Origin of the sequence: Exiguobacterium sp. KRL4 (genome assembly GCF_001870785.1) — a bacterium.
Lineage (GTDB): Bacteria > Bacillota > Bacilli > Exiguobacteriales > Exiguobacteriaceae > Exiguobacterium_A.
This window is the reverse complement of sequence record NZ_MOLV01000014.1, coordinates 1-13,930: the sequence shown is the minus strand read 5'-3', so window position 1 is coordinate 13,930 and position 13,930 is coordinate 1. Positions and strand designations below refer to the sequence as shown.

At 33.9% G+C, this 13,930-nt stretch carries 6 protein-coding genes; all 6 read right to left on the bottom strand.

Translation table 11 applies throughout. The annotated features are described in order from the left end of the window. Positions 1-40: 40 nt before the first annotated feature. Genes BLD48_RS10205 through drmA form a run of 6 tightly spaced genes read right to left on the bottom strand, consistent with a single transcriptional unit; the run spans position 41 to position 13,767 of the window. Positions 41-3,025 (bottom strand): restriction endonuclease, encoded by a 2,985-nt coding sequence (locus BLD48_RS10205; RefSeq protein ID WP_071500134.1) that lies wholly within the window; start codon positions 3,023-3,025, stop codon positions 41-43. Between the two features lie 12 nt (positions 3,026-3,037). Next, positions 3,038-4,942: a site-specific DNA-methyltransferase gene (locus tag BLD48_RS10200; protein ID WP_071500133.1), complete on the bottom strand. Its 1,905-nt coding sequence runs from the start codon at positions 4,940-4,942 to the stop codon at positions 3,038-3,040. After that, positions 4,932-5,660 (bottom strand): DUF4391 domain-containing protein, encoded by a 729-nt coding sequence (locus BLD48_RS10195; RefSeq protein WP_071500132.1) that lies wholly within the window; start codon positions 5,658-5,660, stop codon positions 4,932-4,934. The genes BLD48_RS10200 and BLD48_RS10195 overlap by 11 nt, the downstream gene beginning before the upstream one ends. 2 nt (positions 5,661-5,662) lie before the next feature. Beyond that, positions 5,663-8,911, bottom strand: coding sequence for a helicase-related protein (locus tag BLD48_RS10190; protein ID WP_201723148.1), 3,249 nt, complete (start codon positions 8,909-8,911; stop codon positions 5,663-5,665). An 18-nt stretch (positions 8,912-8,929) separates the two neighbouring features. Continuing rightward, positions 8,930-10,660 carry a DUF1998 domain-containing protein gene (gene drmB, locus BLD48_RS10185; RefSeq protein ID WP_071500131.1) on the bottom strand — a complete coding sequence of 577 codons (1,731 nt, stop codon included), beginning with the start codon at positions 10,658-10,660 and terminating at the stop codon, positions 8,930-8,932. After that, positions 10,657-13,767 (bottom strand): DISARM system helicase DrmA, encoded by a 3,111-nt coding sequence (gene drmA / locus BLD48_RS10180; protein ID WP_071500130.1) that lies wholly within the window; start codon positions 13,765-13,767, stop codon positions 10,657-10,659. Before drmA ends, drmB begins: the two co-directional genes overlap by 4 nt. Between the last annotated feature and the right edge of the window lie 163 nt (positions 13,768-13,930).

Here is a 13,930-nt window from a genome sequence, read left to right as displayed (position 1 = left end):
CACTTAAAAATTAGGACATCAGAATAAACCATAACTAGTATTAGTATACTTCTTGTAATTGTGTTGCCTTTTTAAAAGTAATCCCTGTTTCAATTGCAGAAAAATGCTTTTCTCCACAACGAATTTTTGCTAATTCTGTTGGACGTAAATCTTCCGAAGCAATACTACCTTTTGTTTCGACAATGAAGTACAAATGATCTTCTCCATCTTTCTCAAGAGCTAATGCCCAATCGGGATTGTACATACCAAGCGGTGTTTTAATTTTAAATTCTCCGGGGAGTTTAATATAAAATTTTACGTTTGTATCTTGCTCGCAGGCTTGCGCAAATTCTCTTTCCACAGATGAATCGACAATAATATGATTGTAAGGTGAACGGTTACTCATTGCAGAAACGATCTTATCACTATATGTTTCAATTTCCTCTTTTACAAAAAGTGACTGATCATATACCTCATCGCCTGGTATTTTTTCATATTTGATACCATCAACCATTTCCATACGTTTTGCAGCATTGATAATACGAGCTGATTCCATCATATAAATTTGAGGATTGCGTTTGAAATCAGCTAACGTTCCACTCATTTTTAAAATTTGAATTAACGTTTTACGCTTTAGTTTCGTCTCATTTTGTAAATAGGTTATAATATCTGGTGCTTTTTCATGATTACGTTCGGTCATAGAAAATACAGTTGCTTCTTCTTTAACTGTAGATATACCGCCTTCAGCCATTTCGATTTTGCTACGCTCATATTCTAGTTTGTTTATGCGCACGATTAATTCATCCTTCAATTTTCCGGCAGCTTGCTGTATAAATCTATTCGTATCCATTTGAATCGTATAGTTTGTTTTATACTTAATACGTTCCCACAGTTCCAAGAATGGACCAGAAAGTGCTTCCTTGTTTAGTTTCACACTTACCTTCTTTTCATTATCTTTAATTTCAATTTTTTCAATATTAAATTTCAATTCAATCGCTTCGATAATTTTTTCTTTCATATCTGACGCAAGCTCTTTAAACGCCTCTGGAATATCAAAGGTTTTTTCCTTGATTGCTTTCGCAAGTGCTATTGTACCTTTATGCTTGTCGTCGATATAATCCTGTTCTTTTAAATAAGCTACAAGTTGTTCAGATTTTTCATGCCCAAGTGGCGTCTTGATACCCGTATGTTCATCTACCTCAATCACTAATGAACTAAAAATATCTTGTTTGAAGAGTCCAAATTCCATTCCTTCTTCTTCATATTCAGTCTGTAATCCCTTAGCAAATTCATCATAACTTTCATTCGCCATGACCGTTAAAGTATTGACCTCGAAACCTGGTACGCGCTCACCATTTTGGTTGACTGCAATACGAAGACCTCGTCCGATTTTTTGACGCTTTGTAATCGTATCAGTCGACTCGATTAGTGTACAAATCTGGAAAACGTTTGGATTATCCCATCCCTCTTTTAAAGCGGAATGTGAAAAAATAAAACGATACTTATGTGCAGATTTCGTGTTCCCCTTCACTTCATCATAGATAGTTAATAAATCCTCTTTATTTTTCATGATGATATTGTATGTGGTCTCATCTTCTTTTGAAGATCCCAAAGTATTTTTTACCTTATTTTTTCCATCAATCGAAAAGTAGCCGTTGTGAATTTCTTCAACTGGCACCTCAAAATCACGAAGCTTTTTATATTTAGATGATCTCAAAGCATTCCTATACTCTTCTTCGAATATTTGTCCATAAATCCCCAGTAACTCATTACCTTCTTCATCGTATTTTCGATAATTAGCTACGTTATCAATAAAGAATAAGCTCAATACTTTAATTCCTCTGTCATTAAGTTTTAGCTCTTTATTTAGATGCTCTTCAATCGTTTTCCGAATTTGTGCACGCTTTATTTCTAAATCTTCATTTTGTGATTGCCTTAAACGAATCATGGATGGTTCACCTGAAAACTCAATGTACTCATTGGCTGATTCTGCTGAAATATCTTTCACAAAACCAACGGATTCATAAGCAGCAATTCGTTTCGATTTAATATAAAGATCGTCGCCTTGTTTAAGTTTGACTTCCTTCTTTTCTATTTCTCCTTTGTTTTTTATAAGCATTTCAACGGTTGCTGTTATCGTTTTAGGAGTAGCTTTAATGCTTACTAATTTTAAGTAAGCCTCATTACCATCAATTGAACGTGAAATTCCAGCTACTTCAATCTGTTTGACAAGCTTTTGCTGATAAGCTTCTACAGGACCTAGCTTATAAATCAACGGATAACTTTTGTTTTTATGCGTTGCAGAAAATCGAAATGCTAATGATGGGTTTAATGCTGCAATAGCGCCCTGTGCGTTTTCCGTATTATCTACACTTTGTGGTTCATCGATAATTACAATTGGATTTGTTTCTGAGATTAACTCAATCGGTGCAATGCCGTGTAACGCATCCATATCGTTACGATAAATAATATTCATATTGTCACTATTTTTAGCACTTTTTGAAAAAGCTTGAATGTTAATGACCATGATTTCAACATCATCACTTGTCGCAAAAGCCTGCACATCATTTAGTCGTGAACTATCATACATAAAAGATCGATATATTTGACCTTGCATTTGTGTTTTAAAGTATTCGCGTGTCATTTCAAGTGTTTTCATGACTCCTTCTTTAATTGCTACAGAAGGAACGACAATAATAAACTTCGTAAAATCGTACTTACGGTTCATTTCTAAAATTGACTTCAAGTAAACAAATGTCTTTCCGGTACCTGTTTCCATCTCAATATTAAATTGAAGAAATGACTTTGGAAAATCTTTCGCAATTGGAATACCTTGATTAATTTGAACTTGATGCACGTTTTGCAATAACTTACTAAACGAAACATCAATTTTATTACCAATTCCCGTTTGACCGAAAAGTTTTCCTTGTGCCGCCTGATCCATAATTGTAAATTCCGATTTTCGAATTTGTTGACCTTCAAAGACATTTATTATTGCGTTTACTGCGTCTGATTGATATGTTAATTCATCAAATTGAATTTTCATCAGTAATCACCTCTAGATTGTCAACAAGTTATCTTCCGGATAACCCGTATCTTTCAAAATTTCAATACAATTCAATTTGTCTGAGTCATTGATAAAACCTGAATCGCTAAAAATAACACTACTCGTCTCTGTACCTTGCTCATCACGACGCACACTAATTGCTTTTGCGATTTCTGGTGTGATTCTATTTGATAAACAAATAAATAAACTTCCAAACGCAATATCATAGATCGTTTGATTATTTACTTCGAAAGTCTCAATCGGATAAGTTAGTTCTAGGCCTTGTTTTAGTATAATCTCATACACAATATCTAACTCCGAACGATTATCAGTAAAAGGTGTTTCGTATAATGCCAGCTCATTTTCTAAATTAGCAAAGTCCACATTCCATTCGCGTATATTTGAAGTATCAAGCTTTAGCACCTTAAAGCCGATATCTAGTGAATCTGGATCAACAGTATTTTCACCCAAAATACCTGCCTGTTTTTGTTTTTCTTGTAGTTCTTTTTTTATTTTGTCACCTGCACGACGAATCCGTTCCTCACCAATGTCGCAAATGGTACGATAGCCATCTTTGTAGGCCTCAGACTTTTCATCTAATACTTCTGGAAGCTGAACCATAATAAATTTGCGGTTCCCACCATCTTCGGCATTTAGTTGCATCGTTGCATGTGCTGTTGTTGCTGAACCAGAGAAAAAATCTAAAATTATATCATCCTTTCCAGTAGAAATTTTTAGTATTTTAGTAATCAGATTCACTGGTTTTGGATAGTCAAAGTATTTTTTATTTTCAAATAATCTTTTCAAATCTTTTGATGCACTCTGAGTATTTCCGACTTCTGTATTTTTCCAAATACTAATAGGAACTATCCCTTGTTGAATTTCTGATAAAAACCTTTTTATTCTAGGAGTATTTCCTCCATTCTCTCCAAACCAAATTCTATTATCTTTAATTAAATCATTCATTTTTTCTTGAGATGTATTCCAACACCTCCCGTTCGTCGGATTTATGATATTTCCATTTGGAGTTATTATTGGATAATCATACTTAACATTATATGTTGCTACAGTTAGGTTATCCGATTGCCACAATCCTCTAGGATCATTGTCGGGATTTCTATATCTAGAAATTTGTTCGTTTGTCATAGGAAGTAAATTTCTTTTGAATTTCGACTTATTTTTTGCATAAACAAATATATGTTCATGATTCAATGAAAAGTATTTAGCATCATTTTGTGGAGCAAACTTTTTTTCCCATATCACTTCTGAAATAAAATTTTTCTCCCCAAATATTTCGTTACAAATCATTTTCATTTTTTCTTGTTCATTCTCATCAATACTTATATACATTACACCATCATCCATTAATAAATTTCTAGATAACTTGATTCGAGGATATATCATATTTAACCAATCTGTATGAAAACGTCCATTACTTTCTAAATTTGTTGAGAACATCTTACCTTCAGTATCAATTTGCCCAGTTTGCTCTAGATAGCTGTTTACTCCATTTTTGAAATTATCTTTATAAACAAAATCCTTTCCGGTATTATACGGAGGATCTATATAAATTACTTTAACTTTACTGTTGTAAGATTTTTGTAGTAGCTTTAATACTTCTAAATTGTCTCCCTCAATATAAAGATTCTTTGTTGTATCAAAATCTTTACTTTTTTCCTGAATCGGACGTAGTGTCCCTTTTGATGGTTTTTGCGCTCCAGCAATCATTTTTTTCTTTCCGTTCCACGTAAACTGATATCGTTCTTGTTCATTTTCTATAACTTCACCAAGTACTGTCTTCAACATATCAAAATCAATTTTTTCGCCATCCGTTACGACTTCTGGGAATAATTCTTTTAGGTACTCAATATTCTGCGCTGTTATATCTAAAGATTCTCCGTTCATTTTACTGACCATGTCCTTGCTCCTTTTCTATTATTGCCTGTTTTTGAAGCTTTATTTTATTGGCTATTTGCTGCATTTCTATTCGTTTATTCAGTTGTCTTTCTTTTTTAGCCTGTTTTATATACTCCTCTATTTGCACATCCATCACAACTAATTTTTCTAACAAGTTATTTTCTAATGATACTGGTGAATAAATATTGTATCGAGATTTTAATTCCAGTTGTAATAACTGTTCAATCCAAGACTCATAAAATAATTTTAAGTTAACTTTATTAAAAGAGCTAAAGTGTAAATATTGTTCTACATCTAACATAAAAATTTCTCGGACCTCATATAACGATTTATATGCTAAAAAGCCATCTTTTTTCTTTTCATGTGTCGCAAATACCCATGTTGTACTAATACTGTCAGAAAACAATATAACAAGGGGGTTAGGCATAATACTCATAAACACTTTATAGATTTGATTAGATTTCCTTAAATCATTTACAGTTACTACTAAAAAAATGATTGAATCATAGCGCTCTGTTTCACTTTCAAATGGTTCGATATTTGTATTACTGGTTTGAATCGTTGCTAAAACGCGAATACCCCTTGATATAACGTAATCAGAAATAATTTTTTTTTGTACTGAAGTTAGCTTGTCCTCCAATTGATTGTACGGTAACGTTCTCATAATATAAGTTGCTTTTGGAAATCCAATCGCCTTTAACAATTGTGTTTCATTCATATTTATGCATCCTTTATAACTAAAAATGAGACTAGTTCTATTTCATTTTCATCTAAGTCTGATTGGGCCTGTAGTATGTTTGCACCAAAGCTAAATAAGCTTTCGAATCCAACCTCATCTTGTTTATCTTTAATGATATTAATCGATTTTTTTAATAGCTCTTGATAATGCTCCATATCAACCGCATCATTTGTTTTTTCATTAAACCATTTCACTGTATTGACGTCGGGCTGATGATGACCAAGTGTTAGTTTTCGATAGGCATCTAAAATTTTCTTCGCATGCGTGTAATGGATAAACGCTTCACCTTCATCCGTTACATAGAGCAAGATATGAGATCCTAAGCTATTACTCTCCATAGCTACTTCCTTGTGTTGCTTAAAACAAAAAATAACTCCTGGAAGAGCCTCTCGTAAAGTATCATTACTCACAACTGCATACAGACCTTTCACCGAAACCGATAGGTCTTTTTTATAATCTTTTAAAGCCGTACTTAAATCACTTTTAAAATCAGTATATGTCAAATCTGTAATTGAAATCGCACCTGAAACATCTTCTAGGTTTAGTACATCATTTTGTAGTGCTTTCAATTGATTTCGACGGTATTCCAAGTCGTTCATTTCTTTAGATGATGTTTCTAAAAAATCTTCTTCTCCCGAAGCAGAAGTACTTAATATTTTCATCCGTCCTCTAACACGTTCTTCTAAATTAATGTACTCATCTAACTCCATATTTGGCCAAAAATTAACGAGTTGAATTTGTTTATTGATTGAACCGATACGATCAATACGTCCAAAACGTTGAATAACACGCACTGGGTTCCAATGAATATCATAGTTTATTAAATAATCACAGTCCTGCAAATTTTGACCTTCTGAAATGCAGTCTGTCGCAAAGAGTACATCCACTTCATCTGTATGTTTACTAAGTACCTTGCAGCGTTCTTTCGAATTTGGAGAAAAATTCATTAAAATATCATTGATGTCTTTTACACGAATACCCTTCAACGTACATTTATTAGCTCCACTACCAGTAACTAATGCAGAATGAAGCTGATTATCTAATAAACGTCCCGATAAATGTTCATATAAATACTTTACTGTATCAGCAAACGCCGAAAAAATAATAACTTTTTTATTACCTGGGTTAATCGGATTCTGTATTTTCTCTTGAATCAATTGTATTAAATGCTCAAGCTTGGCATCACGGTCTGTTGAAATTTGTTTTGATTGATTTAACAACTCTTGTACTACCGATAAATCACTACGTAAATCTCCTGCCCATTTTAAAGCATCGATATCATTTAATTGAACTTGTACTTTATCACTACCTACAGTAATCGCCTCAAGCTGTTCGTCATCAAGTTCTATGTCATCATCATATTGCTCTGAATACGTTTGCTCATTTTGAAGCTGTAATGTGAGCAACGTTCTTTCAATACGTCCTACTAATTTTTCAAGAGTCAGTCTAAATGCATGAATCGAGCTTTCTAAGCGTTTGAATAGATTGACTTTCATTAATGCAGCTACTGCATACTCACGATCCGTTTGCTTAAACGTTGATTGTCCATTTTTTACTTTCGTGTCATATAATTCTTCATAATAGTTTTTTTTATGTGGTAAAACATATTTCATTGGCTGATAAATACTAAAACTTAGTGCTTCTAATTTTTCATTTACTTCACTCATATTGATAAATTTTTGTTTTATATCAACATCTGCTTTAATCGAAATAGGTTTTAATCGTGCTGGAAAACTACCTACATCTTCTACGTTGTAGTATTTTTCGATATGTTTCCGACTCCGCGCGATCGTTAGTAAATCAAGCAATTGGAAGTAATCTTGCTCCACCATATTTAAAAACTCTTCAGTTGTTCGTTTGGGTGCTGGTAACGTCGCCCAACGATTGAATGCTGCCTGAGCTACGCGTAATGTTTTCTCGATACTTTCAATACCTTCTTTTTGAAGTGCATTGTCTTTATCTTCAGTTATAAAGGCAATCTGATTTTTAATATCATTCATTTTATTGTTTACAGGAGTAGCGGATAATAGTAGCACTTTCGTTTTGACACCTTTTTTAATGACATCTTGCATTAATTTTTGATAGCGTGTTAATCGACCTTGGCGTGCGTTATTATTTCGAAAATTATGCGATTCATCGATGACAATCAAATCATAATTTCCCCAATTGATTGTATCAATACGAATTCCATCTGACATTCCACTTTCCCGACTCAAATCGGTGTGGTTCAACACATCGTAGTTAAAGCGATCCTCATTTAAACTATTCCGTTTATCGTTTTGGGTATAGACCGTCCAGTTATCTCTCAGTTTTTTCGGACACAGTACTAAAACACGATCATTTCTTAACTCATAGTATTTAATGACTGCTAGCGCTGAAAAAGTTTTACCTAAACCGACACTATCTGCTAAAATACAACCATTATACTTTTCCATTTTATCAATGATGCCTATCACACCATCACGCTGAAACGGATAAAGCTTGTTCCATATGACTGTTTCCTTGAAATTTGTTCCCTCTTTAATAACATTGTCCTCTAAGAATCCCTCTATATTTTCAGAAAAAATATTATATAACGTGACAAAATAAAGCCACTCAGGTGCATTTTCTTTTTGAAAGACATTCAGCTGTTGTAACACTTCTTCAGTAACTTCTTTCGACTTTGTATCATCTTGCCAAATCCGGTCAAATTCTGAAAGTAGGTTTTTTGTAAGACCCATCTTTTCTTTTAGAACGGTATAACTAGCTTGTCGATTTGAGGGAGTAATACCTAGTCCATCTGCCGTAAAATCGATTTCAGATTGCATAAAAATATCTTCATCTGATTGATTTTCAATCAATATCTGTTTTGGATAAGAAATTTCTCCTAAAATCGTTTTAAATTGTGCATGGTCACTAATCCACTCCGACAATTCTCTGGCAATTTGCTTAGCTTGTATTTGATTACGTAACGGGATTTCAAATTGGTTTCCTTCGATTTTGAGCTGTTGACCCTTTCTTTTCACTACCTTAAATTGCTTATTGTTATCTATCTCTTGTTGATAAAATGTTGGTTCGGTAAAAAGAAATCGAAAAGATTCACCTTTAGCTAATACTTTTTTTAATTCTTTAAAAACATTCATACTAAAATCGGCAGAAGCAATAGTAACTTTCGACCCCTTCTTTACTTCATTTTTCATTACTTGAACAAGGGTGTTATCCCCTTTGTTATCGACTAAGTCTACTTTCAACTTCGAACACCACCTACATTACATTTCTAATAATTGATCGAAATAACCATTTTTTTCATTTGGATTAATGTTAATTAAAGTACGTCGATCTAGTAATAGATTTCCCCATTCACAGGATGTTTCAGATACAAATGTACAAGCATGACAAGCAGCACCATTTGCTGATGTATGGTATTCAAATTCACCATCCGAACAAATGGGATCTGATGAGCAGTGGCTCATTTTTTCTAGCGCTCTAATAATGATTGGTAAAATCTTTTCACTTTGTGCTAAATTTGTTAAACCACCTAAGCTTCCTTCTGAATCGCCAGAAGCCGTATAAATAAATACACCATACATATCTTCACTAGCATAAATACGCTCTTTTAAAGACGTAGTTGTATAGCCAGAATATGCAGCCAATTCTTGTAATAATGCATGGCTGAATGTATGTAATAATATTTGACGCGGTAAAATATCCAATGAGGGCTTTTTCAACTCTTCACGTTGAGCGTTATAAGCTTTTACGATAAGATTTGTTAACTCCTCATTTTTTTCCCATTCTCCTAATTTACCTAGATTAAATTTAAAGAAAATACCTTCTCCATAATTGCGAACAGCCGGTAGCCACTTTGGCTCACCTGTAATGACAACAGGTTGTGTTTTCACTTCATCATCTGTAAATCGATCAATGTAATCTAAACGAGTAAATTCCTTTAGTACTTGTACTTCAGGTACAGAATCTACCTGAAATATTCCATCGAAATAAGGAACTAAAGTTGGTGCAATATCGACTTTCTTAGATGAAAAACCGTCTTCGTTTATTTCATCTTGTGTTAACGTATTCCATTCTTGCTTTTTTATTGATTCATAAGTCGAACTTTTCTCAAGCGTGATCTCGCCTTCCAAGAAACTTTTTATAACAGATACAAAGGAAGTGGGGATATCCTTAAGAGCGCATGCCATTTCAATTCCCTTTTCCCCCAACCCGTCATAAGCTTGGTTAAATTGTTCCTTGTTTTTTTCTACTAAGTAAAGAATATCGAATTCAGAACTAGATGCTGTTAAAGGAACTTGCAAAAAACCTATAATCGACGGTGAATAGACATTGGAAGCACCACGTAATGTTGTTTTCATTTTACTTTCACATGGCTTATTCGCATTCGGACTAATCCATGGTCTTTCTCCATTACAAAGAAATAAACTATACGTGTCTCTTTCTTCAACTTTCATAATACTGCCCAAACTTTCTTTATGTTTACAATGCAAACAAATCACGTGCAAATCAGACAGCGATCCGCTTGAACCAAGAGTTCTCAATACCAATCTCGGTTCTTTAGCTTGCTCTACACACGGCTTTTTTCGGTGAACCCATTTATCATACGGAAAATCTGAAATATGACCATTTTCACAGGCCAAGACAAAGCGACTTGCATATAGTTCCTGTATTTCGCCTTCATTTTTTTTGGCACAGTAATAACATGTAGTATTATCGTAATTCGTCATATTATGACACTTAGGACATATTTTCCACTTAGGGAATTCAACTGCTTTTATCTTTTGCTTGTCCGGATTTTCATTTAAGATACGTACATGGTCTACATCAAGAAATGACGTAATTCGAAAGTCTCTCTCTTTCGGCGCTCTTAATGTCTGCCACTGATCGGCTGATTTTATAATTACACTTTGATTTAAGAGTTCCACAATTGCTCCTGGTCCGGATTGGTATATTAACTGAGAAGGTCGAATCGTTTCATTTTGTTCGCTCATGATTTTAACACCTCAATTTCTATAGTTGCTTCCACATTTCTCAATGACATCATCGCTGGTCGAGCATCTTGTGCTTTTACTTCTTCGCTAAAGTTCTTCAGTAAGTATGATTTTACATATCGTGATTCCTTATAACCTAATTTGCTTTCAGCGTATTTAACTGCCATTTCCAACCACCACTTTAGTAATTCTTTCACTTCAGCTTCAATGGTTTCATCATAGGCATCTTGTACTCTCTCTAAAAATTGAACAGTCGCTGCATCTATTTCTTTTTGTAATTGCGCTATTTTTTTAGGGCTCTGTTCAGCATTTATTTCCATAATTGTTTGACGAATATAACCAATAAAAGTTCCTGTTAAACCTTTATATAAGGCTCCTTTAGCAAATGGTGTTACACTCATCATTTCTACATGACGATATAACGCTTGATGATATGCTTTGAATCGTTCAAAGTGTGATAAATCTCTTGAACGCATCGAATTTAGTAAAACCAATACTATACCAGGATGCTTACGTCCAATGCGACTAGTTGCTTGTATATATTCAGAAGTGGTTTTAGGTTGGCCTTGTACAAACATTGTCCCAAGACGATCCACATCAACCCCTACTGAAATCATGTTGGTTGCAAGGACGGCATCCAGAACGCCTTCTTCATCCAACATTTTTTCCATTTGTGTTAGTAGCTGTGGAATTTCTTGCGCCTTCTTCCGACTAGTTAATTCTTCAACGATTAAATCATGCTCAAACTTGTTTGTGGGATCTAACATATTTAATCGCGAATTTATTTCATCTTTAAACGTTGTTACCATTCCTGCTAGTTCTTTAACCGTATTAAAATAGCCTAACATCGTATGATATGGATCCACCTTAAATTTCGCTTCACTTCTCGTTATCGTTGCGTACGCACTATATGTTTGAATGGCCTGAATTTTATTACTTACACCTGGAGCGCAAATTCCTACATAATAACGTCCTGATTTTTCTGTAGTTGGAACTTCCTTAGATACAAAATTATCATTCGCCTTTTGTATAGCTAACGGGAACTGTTGCATATTCCGACCGTAAAGCGCTTTTATTTGTTCATCTGCACCACTAATCGTAGCTGTAGAAGCAATCACTTTAGCTGGTTTTCCATTATTTCTAGTTAATAAATCAATTGCCACCTCATATAAACCTGTTAAAGAGCCTAACGGTCCAGAAATTAGATGAAGCTCGTCTTGAATGATTAACTCAGGTGGCTTTAGACGATTGATTCGACTGTAACCTCTTGGTGTAGAGTCTCTGTATTCAAATCCTAACTCACGATGATATACATTTTTATTTCCGAATAATTCATGCATATCCTGTTTCCATGGTAATTGAGCAATTTTATCTACTGTACCAATTAATAATGTTGGTAACTTTTTATAAATCGCCTCGTCAATTGTATAGACAGGAATACCATGTTTAAAAGCACACCCTTGATTCGAGCAAAAAATTTTCTGTGAATTCTTTTCAATTTTATATTGTTCCGGTCCTAATTTTGATCCACACCATGGACAATTCATTAACTGGATAGGATTACCCGATTTTACTTCTTTACCTTCAAGTAATTGTTCCAGTTTTTCCATTGCATCCTTAAACCTATTTGGAGATGAGTCTTTGCCAATCCATAATCCAATACTAAATGGCTCTTCACCAAATAAATTGGCATTTGGTTTACGTAATACTTCCGCCGCACAAATTAATGCAGCAGCTCTTTGGAATTGTTGTGTAGTTAATAAGCGTAATGTATATCGCATAAAAACAGTTATACCAGCATATTTATCTATTTGATTTGGCGCTATTAATCGACGGTAGGCCATAACATAGGCTGCAACGCCTAAATAGGCTTCTGTTTTACCTCCACCTGTAGGAAACCAAATTAAATCGACAATTTCTCTATCTTTATGTTGTTCATCCGATGCGCCCGCAATATTCATAAGTAAAAATATCAGTTGAAATAATCGCCATTCTCCATCTAGCTTAGGTTTAATTCGCTCACCTGTTGTACGATATTTTTGAGCTACTTCGGATTGCGCTCGTTGCAATAACATTGCGCGATTTGCAAATTGAAATGCTAAATAGCACAAAGAATCGTTACTTTCTGTTACTAAAGAAATTCCTTCTTCCAAACGTTTAATGATATTTTTTACTTTTTGAATGTTTTGCTCTGCTTCAACCTTTAAATAATCAGGAAGTTCATTTACTATCTTTATTTCGTTATCCATCCATGTTTTATAAGCAGTTGGTATAGCACTTAATGTCTCATTTAATTTATCGATTGGTTGCTCACTTAAATCTTTCATCTTCAATGATAGATTTTCATCCTCAAAATGTCCGACATTTGGTAATTCATACTGTGGCATCCATGTCGAATAAATTGTTGTTGTATTTTGAAGAGTTTCCCAATCCACTCCAACACCATGACCAATTGCTAATTCTTCTTTATCTCGGTATAAAAGTTCATTTTGAACATGATATTGATCGGCTTTAGATGTAAACTTAGCAACTTTAGAGTTAGGTATATGTACTTTTAAAGAACTTTGAAACATTACTTCGTCTTGTTCCGGATACTGATTTTCTCGTTTTAAACTATTCATTAAAAATATATTCACATGATATAAATCATTCCGATACGTTACGGTAAAACGTACTTTTCCATACTTTGAATTATTCAAGTTTTCTAGTGTATCTGTACTGTTAGGAAACAGATTAACCTTCCATTTTTCAGATTGTGAGATCCGTTTATGTTCTTTCTTTTCATAAATCGCCCAAGATGCTTCTATTTCTACTGTCGTTAGTTCCTTCAACTTGAAGCTTAATCCCATTGTCGAAGGTCGAAACATTTTTTTCATTGTCAGCTGTTCATTTATTTCTTCTTCACTAACTTCAACATGCGTTTCAATTGCAAGATCACGTTCGTTTACTACATCTGATGTAGAACCAAAGGGTACCAATTTTCCAGTTAAGTAAAGTTGCATTGGTCGGATTTCTTTCCCTAATATTTCATCTATAGCACGTGGACCAACTAAGTATGTTTCTAACTCATGAATTAACTCTTTACGTAAAACTGAATATTGTTCCATATTAATAGCACACCCTTTCTTTTTAATTAGTTTCTTTTATTATACATCTCTTTATTATATTTAGGTAATATCTCCCATGATCAATTTTGTAAGACGGTTTGTCAAATTAAGTGCAACACTTCTTCCGTGAAGACCTCGTATGCAGTTTTCCAGTTGAGACATT